Source organism: Spirosoma utsteinense, assembly GCF_014282275.1.
Lineage (GTDB): Bacteria > Bacteroidota > Bacteroidia > Cytophagales > Spirosomataceae > Spirosoma > Spirosoma utsteinense.
On record NZ_VFIA01000005.1, the window covers coordinates 42056 to 65815 of the forward strand.

General features: G+C 51.6%; 20 protein-coding genes. 10 read left to right on the plus strand and 10 right to left on the minus strand.

Going from position 1 to position 23760, the window contains the following annotated elements; genetic code table 11:
• Positions 1–31: 31 nt before the first annotated feature.
• The 3 genes from FH603_RS05100 to mutS are packed head-to-tail and all read right to left on the minus strand — an operon-like array spanning position 32 to position 3239.
• Positions 32–346 (minus strand): DUF2442 domain-containing protein, encoded by a 315-nt coding sequence (locus FH603_RS05100; RefSeq protein WP_186736386.1) that lies wholly within the window; start codon positions 344–346, stop codon positions 32–34.
• On the minus strand, positions 288–575 hold the full coding sequence (locus FH603_RS29215; RefSeq protein WP_186736387.1) for a DUF4160 domain-containing protein: 288 nt from the start codon (positions 573–575) through the stop codon (positions 288–290). The genes FH603_RS05100 and FH603_RS29215 overlap by 59 nt, the downstream gene beginning before the upstream one ends.
• A gap of 18 nt (positions 576–593) precedes the next feature.
• The gene (mutS, locus tag FH603_RS05110) at positions 594–3239 is read right to left on the minus strand and encodes a DNA mismatch repair protein MutS (protein WP_186736388.1); all 2646 of its coding nucleotides are present in this window, start codon (positions 3237–3239) and stop codon (positions 594–596) included.
• 453 nt (positions 3240–3692) lie between these two features.
• Between mutS and FH603_RS05115 the strand changes: the two genes are divergently transcribed.
• From FH603_RS05115 to FH603_RS05125, 3 genes are all read left to right on the plus strand, one after another.
• Positions 3693–4232, plus strand: coding sequence for an RNA methyltransferase (locus FH603_RS05115; protein ID WP_186736389.1), 540 nt, complete (start codon positions 3693–3695; stop codon positions 4230–4232).
• 67 nt (positions 4233–4299) lie between these two features.
• Positions 4300–4761 (plus strand): hypothetical protein, encoded by a 462-nt coding sequence (locus FH603_RS05120; RefSeq protein ID WP_186736390.1) that lies wholly within the window; start codon positions 4300–4302, stop codon positions 4759–4761.
• Positions 4762–4995: 234 nt separating this feature from the next.
• Positions 4996–5853: a sensor histidine kinase gene (locus FH603_RS05125; protein WP_235985346.1), complete on the plus strand. Its 858-nt coding sequence runs from the start codon at positions 4996–4998 to the stop codon at positions 5851–5853.
• 120 nt (positions 5854–5973) lie between these two features.
• Here FH603_RS05125 and FH603_RS05130 read toward each other — a convergent pair whose 3' ends face one another.
• From FH603_RS05130 to FH603_RS05140, 3 genes are all read right to left on the minus strand, one after another.
• Positions 5974–9861 (minus strand): PVC-type heme-binding CxxCH protein, encoded by a 3888-nt coding sequence (locus FH603_RS05130; RefSeq protein ID WP_186736392.1) that lies wholly within the window; start codon positions 9859–9861, stop codon positions 5974–5976.
• 100 nt (positions 9862–9961) lie between these two features.
• Positions 9962–11080, minus strand: a complete 1119-nt coding sequence (locus FH603_RS05135) for a Gfo/Idh/MocA family protein (protein ID WP_186736393.1) — start codon at positions 11078–11080, stop codon at positions 9962–9964.
• A 40-nt stretch (positions 11081–11120) separates the two neighbouring features.
• Positions 11121–12005: a sugar phosphate isomerase/epimerase family protein gene (locus FH603_RS05140; protein WP_186736394.1), complete on the minus strand. Its 885-nt coding sequence runs from the start codon at positions 12003–12005 to the stop codon at positions 11121–11123.
• Between the two features lie 134 nt (positions 12006–12139).
• Here FH603_RS05140 and FH603_RS05145 point away from each other — a divergent pair, with 134 nt between their 5' ends.
• Positions 12140–13111 carry an AraC family transcriptional regulator gene (locus FH603_RS05145; RefSeq protein ID WP_186736395.1) on the plus strand — a complete coding sequence of 324 codons (972 nt, stop codon included), beginning with the start codon at positions 12140–12142 and terminating at the stop codon, positions 13109–13111.
• A 57-nt stretch (positions 13112–13168) separates the two neighbouring features.
• Here the strand turns inward: FH603_RS05145 and FH603_RS05150 are convergent, their stop codons facing one another.
• Positions 13169–14059 carry an alpha/beta fold hydrolase gene (locus tag FH603_RS05150; RefSeq protein ID WP_186736396.1) on the minus strand — a complete coding sequence of 297 codons (891 nt, stop codon included), beginning with the start codon at positions 14057–14059 and terminating at the stop codon, positions 13169–13171.
• 124 nt (positions 14060–14183) lie between these two features.
• The gene (radA, locus tag FH603_RS05155) at positions 14184–15569 is read right to left on the minus strand and encodes a DNA repair protein RadA (RefSeq protein ID WP_186736397.1); all 1386 of its coding nucleotides are present in this window, start codon (positions 15567–15569) and stop codon (positions 14184–14186) included.
• Positions 15570–15810: 241 nt separating this feature from the next.
• Between radA and FH603_RS05160 the strand changes: the two genes are divergently transcribed.
• A complete protein-coding gene (locus FH603_RS05160; RefSeq protein ID WP_186736398.1) occupies positions 15811–16485 on the plus strand; it encodes an outer membrane beta-barrel protein in 675 nt (224 codons plus the stop codon).
• A 233-nt stretch (positions 16486–16718) separates the two neighbouring features.
• Here the strand turns inward: FH603_RS05160 and FH603_RS05165 are convergent, their stop codons facing one another.
• Together FH603_RS05165 and FH603_RS05170 are read right to left on the minus strand one after the other, a co-directional pair.
• Positions 16719–17138, minus strand: a complete 420-nt coding sequence (locus FH603_RS05165; RefSeq protein ID WP_186736399.1) for a LytR/AlgR family response regulator transcription factor — start codon at positions 17136–17138, stop codon at positions 16719–16721.
• A gap of 250 nt (positions 17139–17388) precedes the next feature.
• Positions 17389–17820, minus strand: a complete 432-nt coding sequence (locus tag FH603_RS05170) for a LytR/AlgR family response regulator transcription factor (RefSeq protein WP_186736400.1) — start codon at positions 17818–17820, stop codon at positions 17389–17391.
• 369 nt (positions 17821–18189) lie between these two features.
• Between FH603_RS05170 and pheS the strand changes: the two genes are divergently transcribed.
• The 5 genes from pheS (at position 18190) to FH603_RS05195 (ending at position 23580) form a co-directional block, all read left to right on the plus strand.
• The gene (pheS, locus tag FH603_RS05175) at positions 18190–19266 is read left to right on the plus strand and encodes a phenylalanine--tRNA ligase subunit alpha (RefSeq protein ID WP_186736401.1); all 1077 of its coding nucleotides are present in this window, start codon (positions 18190–18192) and stop codon (positions 19264–19266) included.
• A 133-nt stretch (positions 19267–19399) separates the two neighbouring features.
• The gene (locus FH603_RS05180) at positions 19400–20620 is read left to right on the plus strand and encodes an exodeoxyribonuclease VII large subunit (RefSeq protein WP_186736402.1); all 1221 of its coding nucleotides are present in this window, start codon (positions 19400–19402) and stop codon (positions 20618–20620) included.
• Positions 20621–20690: 70 nt separating this feature from the next.
• Positions 20691–20879 (plus strand): exodeoxyribonuclease VII small subunit, encoded by a 189-nt coding sequence (gene xseB, locus FH603_RS05185; RefSeq protein ID WP_186736403.1) that lies wholly within the window; start codon positions 20691–20693, stop codon positions 20877–20879.
• 225 nt (positions 20880–21104) lie between these two features.
• Positions 21105–22469 carry an OmpA family protein gene (locus FH603_RS05190; RefSeq protein WP_186736404.1) on the plus strand — a complete coding sequence of 455 codons (1365 nt, stop codon included), beginning with the start codon at positions 21105–21107 and terminating at the stop codon, positions 22467–22469.
• A 70-nt stretch (positions 22470–22539) separates the two neighbouring features.
• The gene (locus tag FH603_RS05195; RefSeq protein ID WP_186736405.1) at positions 22540–23580 is read left to right on the plus strand and encodes an SDR family NAD(P)-dependent oxidoreductase; all 1041 of its coding nucleotides are present in this window, start codon (positions 22540–22542) and stop codon (positions 23578–23580) included.
• Positions 23581–23760: the final 180 nt, after the last annotated feature.

Consider the following 23760-nt stretch of genomic DNA (forward strand, 5'->3'; position numbering starts at 1 on the left):
TTAGTACTAAAGACGCGGTTAAGCAATCCGTTTACAGGTAAAGTTTATTTCCGTAAAGGACATTTTCGACACCGATAATTTCGTCAATCTCATCCCAGAATACGTTCAGAGGGCTAACTATAAAAGCTTGTCGTTGATCAGGTGTTGCCCGTTGAAGTCGCTCCGACCAAATAAGCGGTATAGTAACCATCCTTCCGTCTGTAAGGCTAAATTCAATCTGATCAACATTTACCCGAACCGCTGAAAACTCAGGGAGGTCTTTCAAGCCTGGCCGTTGCCGAATGGTTTTAACTTTTTTTAGCCTTGTAGTTTGGCGAGGTGTTATTTGTGATGCAATCGTGCTCATATGTCTGACATATCGTATCTATATGTTCGAGTAGTACCTTTTCAATACGTTTAAGTTCACGTTTGGAGAAGCCGACAAAATCAGCCAGTTCAACTGTTTTATCCCGGAATATCCAAAACTTGCAAAGCTTCCTTTTATCATCACCAACGTGAATGTGACACGGTTCACTAACAAGATCAAACAGTCTATAAAAGAAACGAAAACCAAGTAGTCTGAATAAAGTGGGCATAGCGCAAAGCTACTATCTTCACTCCATCATTTTCAGTAACTCGTTCAGCTTCAGCAGGGCTTCGATGGGCGTTAGCCGGTTCACGTCGATAGCCCGTAATTTCTCCTTGATGGCTTCCGTTTTAGGGTCGCCGGACTCGATGATCCGCAGCGCCAGTTCGCGCTCCTGCGGCACCGCCTGACGAATCTTTTCCTGGTTGGCTTCGCGCCCGTGCGACGACTCCAGCTGTTTCAGGATCTCACCCGCCCGAGCCACGATCTGAGCGGGCATACCGGCCATTTGCGCCACGTGAATACCGAAACTGTGCTCCGAGCCGCCTTCCTTCAGCTTGCGCAGGAAGATCACCTTATTGCCAAGCTCCTTGACGGACACGTTGTAGTTCCTGATCCGATGGTTGTCGACGGCAAGATCGTTCAGTTCGTGGTAGTGCGTAGCAAACAGGGTTTTTGGGCGGCAGTCGGTCTTGTTATGCAGATACTCCGTAATGGACCAGGCAATAGAGACACCATCGTAGGTGCTGGTGCCCCGCCCGATTTCGTCCATCAGCACCAGGCTCCGTTCGCTGAGGTTGTTGAGGATACTCGCCGTTTCGGTCATCTCGACCATGAATGTGCTTTCGCCCCGCGACAGGTTATCGCTGGCCCCAACCCGGGTAAAGATTTTGTCGACCAGCCCGATCTCGGCCGATGAGGCCGGTACGAAGCTGCCCGACTGCGCCATCAGCACAATCAGAGCCGTCTGGCGCAGCAACGCCGATTTACCCGCCATGTTTGGCCCCGTGATGATGATGATCTGCTGGGTTTCGTCGTCCAGGTAGATGTCATTGGGAATATAGGGTTCGCCGGGAGGCAGCTGCTGTTCGATTACCGGATGCCGACCATCTTTGATACTGAGCACTTTGCTTTCGTTGATCTGCGGCCGAACGTACTTATTTTTGATCGCCACCCGCGCAAACGACGAGAGCACATCCAGCACCGACAAGACGCGGGCATTCTGCTGAATAGCGCTCACATACTCGGCAGCGGCAATAACCATATCGTTGAACATCCGGGCTTCGATCTGAAAAATCTGCTCCTCGGCGTTCAGGATTTTCTCTTCGTAAACTTTCAGTTCGGGCGTGATATAGCGCTCAGCGTTAACCAGCGTCTGTTTCCTGATCCAGTCTTCAGGAACACGGTTTTTATGGGCATGCGTGACCTCCAGGTAGTAGCCGAACACCTTGTTATACGCTACTTTCAGCGATGTAATACCTGTTTGCTGTACCTCGCGCTCCTGCAACTGAATCAGGTAATCTTTACCCGAATAGGCAATTGCCGTAAGTTCGTCCAGCTCAGCATCGATACCAGCCTTAATCATACCCCCCTGGTTAGAAAGTGCGGGGGCATCTTCGCGCAATTCGGCCTCGATCCGATCGATCAGAAACGAAACCGGGTTAAGCTGATCGGCGTATTTTTTCAATGAAGGAGATTCGACCTGACTCAACGCCGTTATCAGCGACTCTTTGATGGGCAGGATATGTTGCAGCGACCGCTTCAATTGTAACAACTCGCGCGGACTGATGCGCCGAACGGCTACTTTGGAAACCAGTCGTTCCAGGTCACCAATCTGCCGCAAATGACCCACCATTGCTTCGGCCAGGTCAGCGTCTGCCGTGAGCAGACTGACCATATTGAGTCGCTCGTCGATCAGGGCCTTTTCTTTAAGCGGCAGGCTAAGCCACTTCCGCAGCAGCCGGGCTCCCATCGGCGTTACGGTCTGGTCGAGAATCTGAATCAGCGGCACGCCCCCCTCCTGCTGAGCAGCCGTCAGTTCGAGGTTTCGGATCGTGAAGCGGTCGAGCCAGACGTAGCGATCTTCTTCGAGCCGCGTGACACGGGTAATATGCTGAAGGTCTTTGTGTTCGGTTTCGTTGAGGTAGTGCAAGATCACCCCGGCCGCAATGATACCATCCGGCATACCATCGATGCCAAACCCTTTCAGCGACGTTGTCTGAAAATGCTGCTTCAGAAAATTGTAGCCGAAGTCGTAGGTGAACGCCCAGTCTTCGAGGGTATAGGTGTGAAACTTATCACCGAAAAGCACCCCGAATTCCTGCCGGTTACGCTTGCAGTACAGCACTTCTGAGGGATTGAAACTCTGCAGTAGTTTATCGACATAGGCACCGTTACCCTGTGAAGCCAGGAACTCACCCGTCGAAATATCAAGGAATGATATGCCATACGTATCCTCCACTTTGCCGAAATGAACGGCCGCCAGGTAGTTATTGCGCCGGGTGTCGAGTACGTTGTCGTTAAAGGAAACGCCGGGCGTTACCAGTTCCGTTACCCCCCGCCGAACGATACCTTTGGCCAGCGCGGGGTCTTCCAGCTGGTCGCATATGGCTACCCGTTCGCCCGCCCGGACAAGTTTGGGCAGGTGGGTGTCGAGGGAGTGGTGCGGAAAACCAGCGAGTTCTTCATTGGCCCCGCCGTTGTTGCGCTTCGTGAGCGTAATGCCCAGAATTTTGCTGGCCCTTACGGCATCTTCGCCAAAGGTTTCGTAAAAATCACCGACGCGAAAGAGGAGCAGCGCACCCGGATACTTGGCCTTGATTTGATTATACTGGCGGTTGAGGGGCGTTTCTGTTCTCTTCGGTTGAGGTTTCGCTGCGGTGACTGTCTTCACTGGTTGTAGGCGGATTGTACTAAACAAAAATAGTCATTTTCACCCGTAAAACCGCGTTTTTAAGCGTCTATCATGAACGGGAATCACTGTCGGCTGGGATGGCGTGCTGAGGCAGTTCGACACGAAAGACCCGCAAAAACTGGCACTGATTCCTTACAATTCATTTGATTCAGGCAGGTCGGCCCGCCTACACGCCCTCGACACAAAGGGCAACCTGTGAGTACAGGTCGATTCCAGCAAATACGTTTACACCGCCGGCGGGAAATAGACAATTCCCAGCCTCTCCACCCTGACGGGTAGCCGGCCAATGCAGGTATTGTTTGATGCGTCAGGTAATCTACTGGCCGCTGATGGCAAAAAACTTTACGCTGTAAACTTGTAGAGACAAGATACATCCTGAATTTTGTAGTTCGTCCGCACCTGTAGCGGGTGAGCTTTTTTTTGATAGTCACTATGCCGCCCCGCAAACTAGCCCTCGACGAACTCAACCGGTTGTCCGTCGACGATTTCAAAGACGCCGAAAAATTTCCGTACTGTCTAATTCTGGACGATATCCGCAGCCTCAACAATGTTGGATCTGTTTTCCGGACAGCCGATGCCTTCCGGGCGGAGCGACTCTACCTGTGCGGCATAACCGGCACCCCACCCCACCGCGATATTACCAAAACAGCCCTCGGTGCTACGGAGTCGGTTCAATGGGAATACGTAGCTGATGTGATGACACTGGCCAGGGAGTTACAAACAGAGGGCTGGATCATTGCAACCGTTGAACAGGCAGAAGGAAGCACACTTTTAAGTAATTTTCAGCCTGAGTCAAACAAACGCTATGCGTTCGTGTTGGGTAACGAGGTGTCCGGCGTTCGAAATGAGGTCGTGCAACTGGCCGACCTGGTGCTTGAAATCCCGCAGTTTGGCACTAAACACTCACTCAACATTGCCGTTACAACCGGTATTGTGTGCTGGGATTTCATTCAAAAGACAACAAAAACTTAATATTGGGCTTGCAATTATCACAAATAATTCGTATTCCTTTGTAGGTTTTTTTATTCCAAAATTTCCAATGGCAAACAAGACTATAAAAACGAAACAGAAATCACTGGCGTCAGACATCGTCAGCTCGATTGAAGCTAAACTGGGCGAGGCTGGTGATGCTAGTAAAAAAATAAAGAAGTCCATCGAGAAATCGGCGGGTAAACTAGCGAAAAAGCTGGTGAAGCTGATGGACAAGACCGAGAAAAAACAGACAAAACCAGCTAAGTCAGTTGATAAAAAGGCGAAAAAGAACGCAGCAAAAGCACAAAAAAATGCGTTGAAAGCGGAGAAGAACGCCAAACGAGCCACGAATACCAAGGCTCAGGAAGTAGCTAAAGCCGCCCTGATCATAGCCGACACCAGCAAACCCGTTCCCCGCCCAACACCGAACCGCAATACCCGTACGGTGCCCGTATCGACGCGTAAGACTCGTTCGACTACCGCTAACCCGACTGCGGAACCAGTTGAGTCGACTACAGATATCGACTAGTTCTACCAATAATGTGTACTACATTATCCTTGCCCGCTCAAAACGGGCATTTTTTGTTTACTACTATTGACTTTTGTTAAGTTTAGCAAGATATTTACATACCTCTCTTCCTCAACTACTTTCAGTTTATCGATGAAACAACATCAGCTCTCTCTGTAATCTGTAAAGACTGGCTATATGGCCTATCGTTCTGTTATCCTTCGTTTAATTACGATTGTACTTCTGTTACTGACTATGGCTGCGCTTTTCTACGTCAGTCAGTCCTCGCAGATCGATATACCTTCGTCAATGCGGTGGTTTACGCTCATCTTATTTGCCCTCACGTCGCAGGTGCTCGTTGGTTATTCACTCTGGTGGATTCTGAACCGGCGGCAGCGTACCATTGGCCATACCGAAGCGCTCCATTCGATCATCCACGAATTCCAAACGCCCATTGCGGCCATTCGAATGTCGGTCGATATTCTGGATTCGCCCATTGTACACAATCAGCCGAATCGCTCCCAGAAATACGTCCGCATCATTCGTGAAGAGACCGAACGACTTCAACATCAGGTCGAAACGATGCTGACCCTGGCCCGTGCCGACCGCAACACCTTATTACTCAATCAGGAACCAATCTCTATCCATCAACTACTGCAGTCGGTAGCCGAACGCCATGGCGACTACCTGTGTCTGCACACATCGGGTGTAGAGCCCATGCTGCTCGCCGACCGGCTCCACCTTACCAATGTGTTGCACAACCTGCTCGACAATGCCGTAAAATACAGTATGGGCGAGCCAGTCATTACCGTACGTGCCGAGATGGAGAGCAAGGGCCTGTTCATATCCGTTTGTGATCGGGGTGTTGGTATTCCCAACCAGTTAATTACACAGATATTCCAGCCTTTCTTTCGCGTTCATGATCGCAACCAACCCAGTGTTAAAGGGTTCGGGCTGGGGCTTAGTTATGTCCAGCGAATTGTTCGGGCACATAAATGGACAATCAAAGTAACAAGCAAACTGGGCGAAGGCAGCGAATTCAAGATCTGCATACCATCAACCGCTTTGTTACCCGCCCAATCCGTACTTATCGCCGACAGACAGATAGCCTGACTCAGTTGACATAAGGAAGCCGGTTAATACAGAAAGTCTGTATTAACCGGCTTCCTTACGTTATCAGGCTTATTATACCAGTCTACATCAACCAGCTTACGCTTTTAAAAAACGAATGCTTTACTTGGCACTAACGGCTGTGCTGGCTTTCACTACCTTCATGACACCGTTCATAATACGCCAGTGGCCGGGGAAGGTACAAACGAAGGGGTAATCTCCGGGCGCTGCTGGTGCGGTAAACCGGAGCCGGTATGTCTGGTCAGGATTCACCAGTGGCGTAGCCGCGACGATTTGCGGCAGCGTTGGCACATAGCCTTTCTCAGCGCCATCTTTAGCCGTAATCAGCTTATCGGCAGCAGTACCAATGATATCCATACTTTTTGGCCGGCCAATCACGAGGTTGTGTTGCATGGCGTCGGGATTGGCCAGTACGATCTCAATAGACTTTCCCGCCGTGACGGTAAATTCTTTTTTATCAAACCGCATCTCTTCGCGCACTGTTTTTAACTGCACTATTTCTACGTTCGGATCGGCAGGCTGCTCTTTCACGAGCCCCCAGGCTTCATAAAGCCGGTTCAGCCGGTCGCGATTGTCGGGCGAAACGGAGCTTGTCAGGCTGGCCAGAAACGATTTGTCGGCCTCGCGAAGCGTTGGCTTCTGTTTCATATCCCACCCTTCGGCAACGCCTTTGACAACAGCCGAGCGCTGGGCTTCGTCCATCGTTTTCGCCTGACGCAACAAGGCCACAACCGAGTCTACCGGTGCTACGGAAGTATAACTGCGAATGGCCCGTTCGAGCACGTAAGCGCTCATGCTTTGCGGAGACCGGTATGTCAGCAACTGGGTTTTGTTGTTGTTCTGCTCGTTAGACTCAGCGATTTTGTTCTCCCGATCCAGCATCACCGTAATGGTATACTGACCAGCCCGGTCGAAATTAACGTTGAAGTCGGTGCTCCAGGGGCCATTGTTCCCTTTGCTGATCGTGACCGTTTCGCCTGCTTTGATACCGGTAGTGTGTGCAACACTCACAAAATCGATTTTGGCGCGGTCCGATACGTTGTTCGGCCCTTCGATCCGTACCGTCAGCGGGATTGGTGTCCCCGCCGGTATAGCCTCTCCACCTGCATTCGTAACGTCGATATGAATGCGCGTACCTTCGCGCACAGCAGGCGACTCGGGGGTGGTGCGAATGGCGGCAATGAGCAGATCGGGCTGCGTAGCAACGGGACTGGCTGTCGGCTCGTTTTTCACTACCGGCATACCGGGTTCCTCCTGATACACGCCAGAACGGGTCGACTGCAGCTCGGCCGGATTTGGCCCGCCTTTCCCCGTTTTCGAGGGCTTATGCATGTTCATGTCGTGAGCAGGCGGTGTTGCGGGCGTATTTGCCGATACCTTTTTCAGGTATGTTTTCATCAACTGTCCATCCTGTCCAGCCAGCGCACAGGCAAACGCTTCGGGCAACCAGCGGTCATTGACTTCGTTCCCCCCAGCCGATGCGGTATTCGTTTCGGCCAGTCGGCTCAGAATGGCTTGTTGAATAGCTGGGCTTTGCGGCATTTCAGAGAAGGCCAGCAGCGTATTTAACACAACCAGTGGCTCTTTGTCCGACAGCATGGCCGCTTTCAGCAGGGCATCGGCCGACTGCTGGTTACGGGGCAACACCTGCACGACGGTTTTGCGAACATGAGCGTCGGTATTCCCCAGCGCGGCCTGCATGACCGGAATCACGGCTGGATCGTTCAGCGCGTTTAGCCCTTCGATCACCCGTAACGCATGGATTGCGGTTGGATTGATACCTGCTTTATCGGTCGACGGGGCGTTTACCAGCTGTAGTAGCTGTGGGATAACATCTTTGTTGCCCCGTTCAACCAGTAGCCGGTGGGCAGTCATGCGCCAGAACATATTATCGTTTTTCAGCGCAGCTACCAGCTCAGCCGGACGGTCTTTACTAAGCGCCAGTGGCGAATAGGCGGGTGCCTTGCTGTAACCAACGCGGTAGATACGCCCGTGGGTAAAATCACGCAGGGGGGTTTCATAGGCGTTTCCCGATCCATTCGTGGTCCCGGCCGGAGTTGGATTATGCTGAATGATATAACTATACCAATCGACTACCCATACGGCCCCATCCGGTCCCACTTCAGCAAACACAGGCGCAAACCACTCATCGGCACCCGCAATCAGGTTAAAACCAATACCGGTCGTTTCGGTATCTTCATAATCGGTGCCATTCTTACGCATCAGGTTCTGGTGCAGGATATGGCCCGTTGGTTCAGCGACGAAAGCGATTTTATTCCAGTAGGCAGGTGGAAAAGCGCGGGCTGTATAGAAGTTGTGACCGGCGGCTGCGGTGAAACCGCCAAACACGTCGACCTGACGAACGCGCTCCGTGATTGGCTTCATATCCTTATGGGTATCGGTACCCCGACTACCATTCTCGCGCAGGTGTGCCCCACCATGGAAGTAGCGGTTCGGGATGGCCATATACCACCCGTGTGAATTATTGGCTGTGCTACCGAATACGTCGCCCGTCTCGTTGAAGGCCATACCCCAGGTGTTGTTCGACGTACCGGTTACGTGCTCCAGTTTGGAACCGTCCGGTTTGAAGCGAAAAAAGCCCTGACTGAACTTCACACTATCGGCCCCGATTTTTCCTTTGAAGCCAGCGTAGCCAACACTACCCCAAATCCAGTTGTCGAACCCATAATGCAGGTTGCTGGGCCCGGCATGAGTATCGAAGGTACCAAAACCGGTGAAGACAACTTTCTTCACATCGGCTTTGTCGTCGCCATTGGTATCCTGCAAAAACAGCATGTGCGGAGCCTGCGAAATATATAAACCCCCGTTGGCGAAGACCATGCCGGTTGGGATGCTCAGCCCTTCGGCGAAGTTGGTAAACTTGTCTGCTTTGCCGTCTTTATTGGTATCCTCACAAATCACGATCACATCAGAACCCCCTTCAGGCTTGCGCTCGTTGGGATAGTCCTTGGTAATGAGCGCATACATACGGCCACGTTCATCCCAGGCCAGCGCAATAGGGTGCATTACATTGGGCTCATGCGCAAACAGATCGAGTGTAAAATCGACCGGCACCTGCAGGTGCTTCATTGACTCCTGGGGCGATAGCGGTTCCTGCTGCAATTGTGCACCAGGGCGCTTCTCGTAGTTGGGCAGTTTGGCTTCGTGGTAGGCGAATGGCTGCGGATTCAACGCATCGTGCTTCTTTTTCACCTCGTCACCAACGGCCCACAAAATACCCCGCTCCAGCATCTGCTGAAAACCGGGTTGGCTCCAAGTACGCTCATCGTGGCCGTATGCTGTATAAAAAACCCGTCCCTTACCGTACTGCCGGGTCCAGGTGTAGGGCTCTTCTTTTGCATCAGGCCGGTCAGATGCCTGATCGGCTTTGATGTCGCGAACCGCCAGCACATTGTTATCGGCCTGCAAATGGGAGTGCAGGTAGGTTTCGTCATAGGCTTTAATCAGGGGCAAACCCGCCGTTAGCGGACTGTTAGCCTGGGTGTAGCGTGTCTGGATCGTATCCATCTTGTGCCGCCAGAACTGACCGCCAACCACCTTGTCGACGTACTCGGGTGAGTTACGAAAACAATAGGACGCGCAGTGTACAGGAATCACCCCCTTGCCCGACGCGACATAGTCCAACAAGGCTTTCTCCTGCGGTTTGGGGATACTATCCCAGTTGGCATAAATTAGCAGCCCGTCATACTTGTTGAGCGTCTCGGCGTTGAGATCCTCAAGTTTGTCGGTATACGTAATATTAATGCCTTTGTTCCCCAGGGCGGCCATCAGCTGAGGCACCCGTTCAATGGGTTTGTGATGCCCATTGTCGCCCAGAAACAAAATTTCGGTCCGGCGTGCGCTTCCGACGCCAGACTTACCGCCCTCGTACGATGACATATCGCGCGGGCTTTTTACCGGCTGGTGACGCACACACTGACCCAGCAGTATGCCGACGCTGGCAAATACGAATAGAAGTGGTTTTTTCATGGTAAACCGTATTGATAGACCGACAGAGAAATGGAGGCATTACGCGGGGAAAGAACCACACCAGGTTGTTCAGTCCCTACCTAACTCCCGGGTTTATACCCTATTCATTAGTAAAATCAGGCAGCTTTATAATCTCCCCGCCCCGCAGCGCCGACTCATGAGCCAGAATCCCCACGCTCGTCCAGTTGGCAGACTGAGCCGCATTCGGGAATGGCTCGCGATCCTCAACAATAGCGCTCACAAATTCATTGACCATATGGGGGTGGGAACCACCATGCCCCCCTCCCTGCGTAAATGACAGATGCTGTTGTTCATCGGCATCATATACGCCTTTGGTTGTGAAGCGCTGGATAGGCTCCGGCAGGTAATGAGCGTAATCGGGCACCGTCACTTTTTCCGGAATTTCCGGTTCCGGCTTCTTCGCCGTGTGAATCACCGGCTGCTCGTCTTCGATCAACTGCCATTCGAACGATTTTTTGTCGCCGTACACTTCGAAGCTCTCCCGGTATTGCCGCGCTACATCGAACAGTGACCGGTATACATACGCCGACAGATCGCTGTCTTTGAATTTGATATGAGCCGATTCAACCGCAAAAGGCGAGTTGTGAATGTCGGCCAGTTCCTTCCGAATCGTACCCGACCCGAAACACGATACGTAATCGGCTTCGAGCTTGAGCAGGCCCGCAACGGGTCCAACGCAGTGTGTAGCATAATGCATGGGCGGCAAACCGGGCCAGTAGTCAGGCCATCCATCCATATCCTGTTGATGAGAAGCCTTAAGGAACTGAACTTTACCCAGTTCGCCCGTTTCGTACAGCTCTTTGACAAACAGAAACTCACGGCTATAGACTACCGTTTCCATCATCATGTACTTTTTACCGCTCTCCTTGCAGGCCTTCACAATCGCCATGCACTCGTCGACGGTAGTAGCCATAGGAACCGTACAGGCCACGTGTTTACCGGCCCGCAGCGCCTTCAGGCTCTGCTCGGCGTGGTTTGGAATCGGAGAATTTATATGAACAGCGTCAACAGCCGGATCGGCCAGCAGATCGTCGTAGCTGGTATAGCGTTTCTCGATACCAAACTCATCGCCAATCTGGTTTAGCTTGTCGGGGTTGCGCTGGCATATCGCATACATGTTCGTATCAGGATGCCGTTGGTAAATCGGAATAAATTCGGCCCCGAATCCGAGGCCAACGATAGCAATGTTTAGCTTCATGGTAGTGCCGACCAGAACGGTCGGGCGTATGGTTAACGGTTTAGGCTTCGTTGCCGACCATTACGGCGGGCATGGTATGACTTTTAAGGAAGGCCAGTCCATCCGTTGCCAGTTGCTCAGGCGACTCGAACATAGGACGGAATATATGCGTAGCAGCTGCCAGGTCGGGTGGATTGGGTCCAAAGGCTTCGATGGCAATAGGGCCGGCATAGGCTACGTCAGCCAGGGCTTCGAACACGTCGTCGAAATTGATATGCCCACTTCCCGGTGTTGACCGATCGTTTTCCGAAATCTGAACATGCACCAGGTAAGGCGCTACTTTCCGGATGGCATCACCTACATTTTTTTCCTCCATGTTGGCATGGAATGTATCGAAGGCGGCCCGGCAGTTGGGGTGATCCACGGCCACCACATAGCGCACCAGATCGTCGGCGCAGGTGAGGAGGTAGATTTCGAAGCGGTTCAGGTATTCAATAGCCAGCGTAACGCCCTTCGTCTGGGCATATTCCGCTACCTCGCGCATACTCTTCACCGACCAGTCCCACTCCTGTTCTGTAGCGGGTTTACCCGTAAATGTTTTGAAACCGGCATACATAGGTCCCATCAATAGGGTAGCCCCTGCCGCTGCCGTACAATCGACAACGTGTTTCAGATAGTCGATACCCGCCCGACGGACCAACTCGTCCGGACTGATCAGGCTATACGCTGGTCCGCAGATCGTGCAGGTTTGAACACCCAGTTTCAAGTCACGCAGTTGCTGACCGATACGCTCCCATTTGGCCAGGTTTGCCCGGTCTGTATTGGGTTCGCTAATCGGCATTTCTACGAAGTCGAACCCGCTCGTTTTCAGAAACGCCAGCGTATCCGACAAATCTTCATCCATACCCGCTGTCCATACGAACAGGTTCATTCCCAGCTTAGTCATACTTAGTCCATAAAAAATTAAACAAAAATAGACAGTAGCCCGTCTAACAACACGGCTTTTATTGGTCAATACTAACTTTATTTTCACATAATTTTCAATACAGACTTATTGATCGTGTTAAAAAGCAGGAATAAATGAAGCAGCCTCTTCGCAAAGACCTTGAGCCGATAGCGGCATCGTTCATCGTAAAAGAACTGGTTGAGCCCCATTTCGACCCGAACTGGCATTTTCATCCCCATTATCAATTATTTCTGGTAGTAGAAGGTACGGGAACCCGCTTTATCGGTGATTCGATCAAGCCCTTCGGCCCCGGCGATCTGGTCTTTCTTGGGCCTAATCTACCTCACCTCTGGCGCAGCGATCAGGCTTATTTTACTAAAGTGGGTAGCTCAGTCCACCCTTTATCCTCCTCTCCTGAAAACCGGTCGCCTGCCAGCCAGCCACTCGTAGCCCGCGGCATCGTCGTTTATTTTTCCGGAAATTTTCTGGGTGAGCAGTTCTTCGCCAAACAGGAAATGATGGCGCTACGGCATCTGTTGGAGTTATCGCGTCAGGGACTAGAATGGACAGGGCCTAGCCGCGATATGGCTGAAGCGGGCCTTAGAAGTCTGGCGCAGCAACCAGTTGGCTTTGGGCGCATCCTGAATCTGCTCACGCTGCTGAACGACCTCTCCCATACGACCGATTACCGCCCCCTGACAAGCCCCGGCTATACGAATACCATGAAACCAGCCGAGAGCGACGAAGCTGGTCCATCGACTACCGACCGGCCAGAGCGGGCTTACCGCCGGATGCAGTTAGTGCATGACTACGTGCTGAGTCACTTCACCGACGATTTAAGTTTGGATACCGTGGCCGATCTGGCGGGTATGACCCCCCCGGCGTTTTGTCGATACTTCAAAGCCCATGCCAATAAAACGTTCTCCTGCTTCGTATCAGAGGTGCGCATTGGCCATGCCTGTAAGCTACTGATGAATGGTACACTGAGCATCACACAGGTTAGCTTCGATAGCGGATTTCGTACCCTGTCGAATTTTAACCGGCAGTTCAAAGATATTACCGGACAGACGCCATCGCGGTACGTTAAAACGTATCAGCAATTCTAAAACAAAAAAAGCCAGCCCTTTTCAGGACTGGCTTCCAGACGCCGGGATTCGGCCTTATCAATAAGTTGTCGTTGACGACGAGTTCGTTGCCAGCGTCTTATCCTGAACGAACGACAGCAGGTCATCAGTCAACCGGTCTTTTTCGGTAACGAACAGCCCGTGCGGAGCCCCATCATAAACCAGATAATGAGCATTTGGCAAGGCATTGGCGGTTAGCTCGCCCGATGATTCGATAGGAACCGTTTTGTCGGCATCGCCGTGAATAATTAATACCGGCACATGAATCTGCGTCAGGTCGTTGCGGAAATCTGTTTCCGAGAACGAGCGCACACAGTCGACCGTCGCCTTGTGAGACGCTACATAAGCCCGGGCAAAATCACCATCGAGGTGTGCCTGACTGACGGGGTGACTAACCAGACTAACCCCGTAAAAATGCTTTCCGAAGGTTTGTAGAAAATCGGCCCGATCTTTATTGATCGTCTCGACCATCGTGTCGAACGTATCTTTATCAACGCCATCCGGGTTGTTGTCGCCCTTAAGCAGGTACGGCGTTACGGCGCTTACAAAAGCCACTTTGGCTACGCGGGCGCCATTATGACGACTCATGTATCTAGCCACTTCACCACCACCCATCGAGAAACCAACCAGGGTAACATTGTGGAGGTCCAGCGTATCTAAAACCGCTTTCAGGTCGTCGGCAAGCGTATCATAGTCGTACCCATCCCAGGTTTGCGACGATTTCCCGAATCCACGGCGGTCATAAGCCACCACGCGCAGATTATGCTTGGGAAGTTCGGCCAGTTGGTAATCCCACATTTCGTGGCTCAGCGGCCAGCCATGGATAAGTACCACGGTAGGAAGGCTATTGCCCTTGGCCGGATTCTGATCGGTATAAAAAAGTTTAATGTCTTCGCCGGATGCGTCCGAACCTGCTTTGATATAGCTCATAACGGGAAAATGTCAAGTGCGTTGAGTTACTTTACTCCACCTGTTAACGGTATGTACGTCTATTAGTTTCTCGTGGATGTTAGTGACTCCCTTCTTTTAGCCGGGGCTAGTCAGGTTACTGACACTACATCAAGACCCCCTGAAAAACCTCATCTAACCGGGAAACAGGTCTGATAGTGATTCCGTAGTTCCTGGTGTCGAGTCCTTTCAGGTTATACTTCGAGATAAACATCTGCTTAAAGCCCAGCTTCTCTGCTTCGGCAATACGGGATTCGATCCGGCTCACGGCTCTTACTTCGCCCCCCAACCCAATTTCGGCCGCAAAAGCCACCGAAGGCGATATCGCGATATCCTCATAGCTCGACACAACGGCCGCACATACCGCCAGATCGATAGCTGGATCTTCAACGCGCAGTCCACCCGCGATATTCAGAAAAACGTCCTGCTGACCCAGGCGGAAACCGCCCCGCTTTTCCAGCACGGCCAGCAGCATATTCAGCCGCTTGGCATCAAAACCCGTGCTACTGCGCTGGGGTGTACCATAGGTAGCTACACTCACCAGCGCCTGCGACTCGATCAGGAGCGGGCGATTGCCTTCGAGCATCGACCCGATGGTGACTCCACTCAACGCTTCGTCACGCTGGGAAATCAGGATTTCGGAAGGGTTCGTGACCTGCCTCAGCCCGGAGCCGAGCATTTCATAAATGCCCAGTTCATCGGTGCTGCCAAACCGGTTTTTGTTCGTGCGCAATATCCGGTAGGTTGTATGTCGGTCGCCTTCAAAGGTAAGTACCGTGTCGACCATATGTTCCAGCACTTTAGGGCCGGCGAGTGTGCCTTCTTTCGTAATATGACCGATCATGAACACGGGCACACCTGATTCTTTCGCATATTTCATGAACTCAGCCGTGCATTCGCGCACCTGCGAAACACTCCCCGCCCCCGACTCGACCAGCGACGACTGCATGGTTTGAATGGAATCGATGATCAGGATTTCCGGCTCGAAATGCTCAACGACCCGAAAAATATTCTGGGTCGAGGTTTCGGTCATGACGTGGCAGTCGCTGGTAGGCGCATCAAGGCGCTCAGCCCGCATTTTTATCTGCTGCTCGCTCTCCTCACCTGATATATACAAGACCCGCATACCTGCCAGACTCAGCGCGATCTGCAGCATCAGTGTCGATTTACCGATGCCGGGTTCTCCACCGATCAGCACCAGCGAACCGGCCACGATACCGCCCCCCAGCACGCGGTTCAGCTCGCCATCGGTCGTATGAATCCGAGGTTGTTCTTCATAATTGATAGCATGAAGCGCCTTCGGTTTGGCTGCCACCTTCAGGTTGCCGGGACCAGCCGATGGGCTGCGCCAGCCTCCCTTTTCAGGTTCGTCTTTCTGGACAACTTCTTCAACAATTGTGTTCCATTCTCCACAGGTGGCACAACGGCCCATCCATTTAGCCGATTGCTGACCGCAATTCTGGCAGAAATAGGTAGTTTTTAATTTGGCCATGTTCTCAGTTATCAGCGAGCAATCCAATCAGGAAACCGCCGGGGTAGTGCGTAAAAAAATAGATGAATTAAACCTAAAGCATGGTATGCCATCCAATGGGAGTACAAGCAGGGTTCTCCCTACAGTCGGGGCTTACCCGCTGTTCGCAGCTTACTAATAAACGCCGTTTCCTCGAAATAAGTTGATCCCGGACAACGACGAAAGCGACCAAACGTTTAACCAATATACTATCGATACAACCATGAAAAAATCCCTGCTTTTCGCAGCACTCGCGCTACTCCCTGCTCTGACATTTGCCCAGGGCGGTTTCCAGATCGGTATCAAGGGGGGCGTCAACCTCTCCCGCCTTTCACTAGGCTCCTTCGTTTCAACCAGTACCAATGCCAATGGATCACCATCGCTTAGCGTCGACGGCCAGACCTTCCGCAACAACCTGAGCGAGAGTTTCGCCAGCAGAACCGGTACGTCTTTCGGTATCTACACCCGCCTTGGTGGGAATCTGTTCATCCAGCCAGAACTGCTCTACTCGACCCGGGCAGGTTCGTTCGAAATCCTTCGGAACGGCGTATCGGAAAGCGTGACGATTAAAACTACGAGCTTCGATGTGCCGGTTTTGCTGGGAATAAAAGGGGGCCCGATTCGGGTAATGGCAGGTCCTGTCTTCTCGTTCCGTATCGATGACAATCAACGGCTGGGGCAGGCCTTAAGCCAGTATACGAACGGGTCGCTGAACGATGCCTGGTCGAAAGCGTATTATGGCTATCAGGTTGGCGGTGGCCTTGACCTGGGCTCACTTGGACTGGACGTACGTTATGAAGGTAACCTGAGCGATATCGCCAATGTCAATAATGACGGAGGTCAGTTTGGGCAGCGCTTCAAATCGTGGCAGATTACGCTGGCTTATAAACTGTTCTAATCTGGCCAGGATTAGCCGCTGATTAAATCAAACGACGTCAAAAAAGGCAAATCGATTCAGGATAACCCTGAATCGATTTGCCTTTTTTGGCATAAAACAAGCCGTTGCTGTCCGCTCCTTTTCAGGAAGTTGCAACAACGGCTGTCCGTCCAAATTAACCCACTAAATGGCAGTATTTAAAATGAAGTATAATCCTGTTTCGCAGCGCTGGAAAAATAGCGGACGAGGGTGGATCAATTGAACACCCGCTGCCAGTACTGAGCCAGTTGCTGCGTAATATCTTTCATCCGACGGCGAGAGATAGCCACTTCACGACCGTCTGCAAGCCGAACCTGACGCTCTTTAGTAAACGCCCCTCGCTGTACATACGCTAGGTTGACAATATAGGATTTATGAATGCGAAGAAAGATGGACCCGTCGAGCGTTTTTTCGAACTCTTTAAGTGTCTTCGACACCAGATACCGTTTCCGATCCCGGGTGTGCAGAAATGTATAATTACCTTCCCCCTGCAAGCACAGTACGTCGTCGGCAGAAATAAAAATGGTGCGGTTTAAATAAGGCAGCGTAATACGATGCACGCCACGCTGATAACTGGCTGGAAATTGGGGAGAGACAGCAAGTGGCTGGATAGGGGAATAGGCAATAGCTTCCATGATTCAGAGGTTTATGTTTTGGTTCGTGATTGATGAAACAAAACTACCCGGCTATGCCTGCTTCAAAAAGAACAGCTTGATCGACAAGGATCAACTATTTAAGTTAACCAGTTGTCAATCAAGCCGTTGTTCAACTATTCATTAAAATCTTCGAGTGAATGTACTCCATTCATTACGTATAACTACGTACTCAAATCAAAAGGTAACGTACGGAGCCATTCCCGTATAGTAGCCGCTATAATAAAGCGAATTAGCTAATAGCAACTGGTTGGAAATCACGGATGCGGTCCATAAACATCTGAGCCCGGCGACGCGAAATTTTAACCTGCTGGCCGTCGGTCAATTCGAGTTCACCTTCTTTCTTAACAAAGAATTTACGAACAAAACCTAGGTTGACGATACACGACTTATGAACACGCACAAATGCCTGGCCATCCAGCAACGTTTCGTACTCTTTCAACGTGCGGGAAACGAGCATCTTTGTTCCGTCCTTCAGAAAAAAGTTAGTGTAATTGCCAGAACCTTCCAAACGAACAATCTCGTCTACAGAAACCGTACGTTTACGATCGTAGAATGGGATTAGCAGTTTCTGAAGACAGGTGGAATCGGCAACTTTTTCCACACTTTTGTGGAAAGGAATGGACATTGGATCGAAGATGGAGTCGTTGGCAAATGCTTTCATAATCGTTTTGGGAGATGTTTAGTAAACAATGATTTAAGGCTGATGGTCAGTTAGTTGATACGTCTGAACGTTTAGGAAAACTGTCCCATCTGGTAGGTCCCGTACTGATAGTGTTACAACAATCAGACCTACTTCTATAGATTATTACTCATCCGTATACTTAGTTCTACAACTCCTTACTTATCAGTATTATTTTACCGTTTAATCAACAATTCAACAAAAAAGCAGTCGACTAACCAGAATAGACCCGGCTCGCTGCCCTGCCTTACCAGCGCCACAAAGAAGCGCGCTGCAAGCAGAATCGGCAGTGCTATCCGCGCTTTTGCGTACCTTTGTGGCTACCCCAAAGACCACCTATTAACGCAGTCTATGCTGGATAAAGTAAAGGCCATCTCTCAGGAAATTGAACAACAAACCGTTGCGTCTAAAGAACAATTAGAACAGTTTCGACTACGGTACATCAGTCGAAAAGGTGTAGTAACGGAATTATTCGAAGGGCTGAAAACAGTACCGTCCGTTGAGCGCCGGGCTGTTGGACAAGCGCTGAATGGATTAAAAAACCTGGCTCAGGAACGGTTCGATTCGTTCAGCCAGTCGATCGAAGCCCAGCAGGATGCAGTTGGCAGCGCCCCCCCTACCGATCTTACCTTACCAACGGTGCCCAACCTGAGCGGAACGCAACATCCGCTTAGCCTGGTGCGGCAGCGGATCATTCAGATATTCGAACGAATCGGTTTCGATGTTGCCGACGGGCCTGAGATCGAATCGGACTGGTATAACTTTGGGGCGCTCAATTTCCCCGACAATCACCCGGCCCGTGATATGCAGGACACATTTTTTGTGGAGAAAGCAACAGCAGGCAGCGAAGGCTCGGGCGACATGCTACTCCGTACCCATACCTCGAACGTTCAAATCCGGCTCATGGAGCGCCAACGGGCCGCGACAGCATCCGGCGAAACGACCTTCCGGCCCATCCGGTCGATCATGCCCGGCCGGGTTTACCGGAACGAAACCATTTCGGCACGGGCACACTGCATGTTCCATCAGGTAGAAGGCATCTATATCGACCGTAACGTTGGGTTCAAAGACCTGAAAGACACACTCTATCATTTTGTAAAAGAGATGTTTGAGCCAGGTACGCAAATCCGTTTCCGTCCCTCCTACTTTCCCTTTACCGAACCCAGCGCCGAGATCGATATTTCGTGTCAGATCTGTGGCGGCAAGGGATGCAACATATGCAAACATAGTGGCTGGGTCGAAATTGCCGGGTCGGGTATGATCGATCCGCAGGTGATTGCCAACTGCGGCATCGACCCTGAAGAATATACGGGATTTGCTTTCGGAATGGGTATCGAACGCATCACCCAGTTGAAATTTGTTGTCAATGACTTACGGCTGTACACAGAAAACGACGTACGGTTCCTGCGCCAGTTTGAAGGAGTGTGAAATAAAGGAGGAGGGGGAGTAATGGAGGAGGGAGAAAAGGACCGGATGAAACGAACAATCGTCAATTCCCTTCCCTTCCTCCTCCATTACTCTCCCTCCTCCCTTTCCTCCTTCCTCCGTTACTCCCTCTCCTATGAATCCAATCCGCCTTTCCGATCTAGCGTTTACCATCGAAGCTGTCATTGATGAAGCATTCGGACAGCGGGCGCTCTGGGTCGTGGCCGAAACAAGTGATATCAAAAATTACCCCGACCGGGGATACTGCTTCCTGACACTGATAGAACGGGAAGCTGGCCGGGAGACACTGGCTAAACTCGACGCCTGCATCTGGCGGAAACATCATCACACGATCCGCGATTTCGAGAGCGAGACGGGTGTGGCTTTTGCCCGTAACATTCAGTTATTGCTACTGGTCTCCGTAGGGTTTAGCCCCGTATACGGTCTACGGGTTGAGATCCTGAAGATCGACCCCTCCTATACCCTCGGCAACCTGGAACGAGAGCGCCAGGCGGTTCTCGATAAGCTCGTTCAGGACCATCCCGACCGCGTATGGCTGGAAGCAGGCCAGTACATAACGGCCAATCAACTCCTGCCCCGTCCGACGGTCATCCAGCGGCTGGCCCTGATTTCGGCACCCGGCTCCGATGGCTGGCGCGACTTCCGGCACGAGCTGACTCAAAATGCATACGGCTACGCGTTTCAGGTCGACGAATACCTGACCCAAGTGCAGGGAACCGGAGCCGAACGCGCCATTTGCGGCCAGCTGGAGCGAATTCAGCAGAGTGAGATACCCTACGATGCCGTGGTCATTGTTCGGGGGGGCGGCTCTCAACTGGACTTTGGCTCATTCGATACGTTCCTGATGGGGTATACCGTTGCTGGTTTTACTATTCCCATTCTCGCTGGTATCGGTCACGAGCGTAATGTCAGTCTGACCGATATGTTGTGCCATGAAAGTGTAAAAACCCCCACGAAAGCCGCTGCATTCCTGATCGACCATAACCGGCAGTTCGAGGAGAGTTGCCTGCAACTGCGTGACCGAATCGGCATGGCCACCCGGGATGCGATGCAAACGGCCCGGGAAAAACTGGACAGCGAAACCGAGCGCCTGCGCTTTGTTATGCATAACTATTTTCGGGACCGCCACACCGACCTGACCGAAAAAGCGGTGACGCTGCGCCACCTCGATCCGGCTAACGTGCTCCGGCGCGGATATGCGCTATTACTTCAGGAAGGGCGAATTCTGACCAGCGTGGCCGCAGTCAAGCCAGACAAGACACTTCAGGTACAACTGCGCGACGGAACCATTACTGTGATCAGTCAGGGCGTTGGTGAGTCAGTAGCCAGCGCCTGAGCCATTATGCGTTGATCCCGGCGGTGGAGCCGCACCAACCAACAGACTGACGAATTAACCGAACGACAACATGACTTATCAGGACGCTTACGACCAGCTTACGACCCTGGTTGACGAAATAGAAAATGAGCAGGTCCCGCTCGATGAACTCCCCGGCAAGATACAGCTGGCTACAGAACTCATTACCTTCTGTCAGGAGCGGCTTCGGAATGTAGAAACCGATTACCAGAAAGCCATTGAACGACTGCCGAAGCGATAAAAGGGCTAATTAATACCGGTACACTATACGACCTTTGCCAAACCTTGCCTAATTTTATCCCGAAGTGGATTTTTGGAAGTAAAGAACTTCAGGAATTTCAATCCGGGGGTGTTCTCTTCAGAAGTGTCCACTCAACAAGTCTAATCATAGGGGCCTTTGTGTTGATTACCAGTCGTGTAGTGTGTAATAACGGCCCCTTTCTGCGCTGATCGAGCTATTTACTATATGAATTTGTTTACCACATTTAATGACGTTCTCAGCCCGGATGTCCTATCGCGCATTGCTGCGTATGTAGACGAGCCAACGGAGAAAGCCCGCAAAGCCGTTGACGGCCTCGTCTATACCATCATTGGTGGGCTCATGAAGCGTACTACTACCGAAATTGGCGTTAATCAGCTCTTTAATCATATTCAAAAAGGTCGGTACGATGGTAAACTGACAGATAATCTGATTACGGTACTTCGCGATCCGTCCCAGACCAACACGCTGATTGCGCAGGGCAATGACGTGATCAGCCATCTTCTGCCCGCCATGAAAAGCTCGATTGGCAGCATGATTTCGGGTTATGCCGGCATTCGTAACTCATCGGCGATTTCACTGCTCGGATTGACGACTACCGTGGTACTTCATGTACTGGGTAAACGCGTTATCGACCAGAAACTGGATGCCGACGGACTGGCGGCTTCCCTGTTCTCCGAGCGGGAAGCCTTTGTCAATGCGGTACCGGACGAATTTATGCCCCGGCTCATCGAGAAAGTTGGCCTTCAGCATATTGTGGGGGGTATGGCAATGCCTGCCCGCAGAAACACAGTCGACCCCCCCACCCGTCAGTCTGCACCCCAGCCCAGCCCGGCAGCCAGAACGGTATCAACCGCAACACGCCCGGCTATAAGTTATGAGCCAGATGATTCGAGCGACGAAAATAGTTCGCTGGTAAAATGGGGAATGGGAGCCCTGCTGGTATTGGCTTTGGGAGCAGTGGCCTTTTACGTATACCAAAACACCCAGAATCACTCCAACGACCAGTCACTGACCGATGTACTGCCCATTACCAGCGATACCGTCAAATCAGATACCGTTTCCCGATCCCTGGCTGTTCCCAGCGAGGTAGCGCCGAAACCAGTGCCTAAGTCCCCCACCGCATTGACCACAGCCTCACCAGCTACGCCAACCGCTGTAACTGCTACTGCTACTGCTCTTACCCAGCAACTGGCTCCGTATGTAGGCAATGTAGGCTTGCCCAAAGGGCGTATATTTCCGCTGACGGGCATCACGTTTCAGCCGGGTTCACTATCGATGACGCCGGCTTCTGTGCCTGTCATCAACGAACTGGCGACGCTGATGAAAACCTACCCTCGTTTGCAGGTTCAGCTTATTGGCTATGCCAACGACGCACAGGGGCGTGGCTTAACAAACAAGAGCCTGTCGTTTAAGCGCGTAAACCAGATCAAGCAACAGCTAACAGCCGCCGGGATCGATTTCATACGTATAGATGCCATCGGTCGGGGGACGGGCGTAAGTCGGCTCGATACCAGTAGAGTGGCCAGACCCGCCCTGCGTAAGATCGATTTAAAGGTAGTAGTGAAGTAACCCATTCCCCGAACAACTTTGCCGACGTCGCGTTGACTAGTAGTTAACTCTACTATTTTACTCAACTAATATGACAACAGACGTTGGAAAAACGGCCCTCATAACGGGGGCGTCGAGCGGGATTGGCCGGGAGCTGGCAACCCTGTTTGCTAAAGATGGTTATAATCTGGTACTGGTAGCGCGTAGCCAGGATAAATTGCAGGATATGGCCGAGAAGTTCAAACATCAGTTTGGAACAGCATCGGTTACGGTCATTGAAAAGGACCTGTCGAGACCAGAGGCCCCTCAGGAGATCTACGACGAGGTAGCACGGCAACAGATAACCATCAACACGCTGGTCAATAACGCAGGCTTCGGTGAATATGGCAAGTTTGCTACCGAAACCAGTTTGCAGAAAGAACTGGACGTCATTCAGGTCAACTTAACCGCCCTCGTCCACCTGACCAAGTTGTTCCTGAAAGACATGGTACAGCGCAATGAGGGTAAAATCCTGATGTTAGGCTCTATTGCGTCGATTATGCCTAACCCATTGATGGCAGTATACGGAGCGACCAAGTCGTTTATTTATTCTTTTTCCGAAGCCTTGCGGAATGAAGTGAAGGAAACCGACATATCGATTACAGTGCTTATGCCGCCCGCCACAGATACCGACTTCTTCAATAAAGCCGGTGCGATGAATACGGTAGCCCAGGAGCAGGCACGCTCGATGGACCCTGCCGACGTAGCCAAAGAGGGCTATATGGCGCTGATGAAAGGAAAAGACAAAGTCATTGCCGGATTCTCCACTAAAATACAAGCTGCGGCCTTCCGGGTCCTGCCCGACTCCGTTGTTAGCCAGACAGCGCGCGCCCAGATGAAGAGTCAGGCCGAAGCCGACAAGGATAAATCATCCTTTGCACTGGCAGTAGGCATTGGAGTGGCTACTATTGCCCTAGCGGGGCTTGTCGTTGTGGCTACCTATAAAAACAGTAGTGCGTTGAACCGGGCCCGGTACCGTTATAAGGCCGGACGAGCTTATGGTTCTGCCAAACAAGCCGTTAAGTCGGTGGCCGACTCAGTGAAAGCAACGGCCTCTCATGCCGAAGCAGACGTTGAAGACGCTCTTGCCTGATAAGCATGAGCCACACAAAAAAAGCTCTCCCAATCATAGGAGAGCTTTTTTTGTGTGGCTCACATCACTCCTTGTTTACTTATTTAACGTTTTAGCCCAGGATGATCCCGAATTCACGTTATCCTACTTATGGGCCGCACTGCCTCACTTGAGCAACTGGTAACTAAACCTATGCGGTAA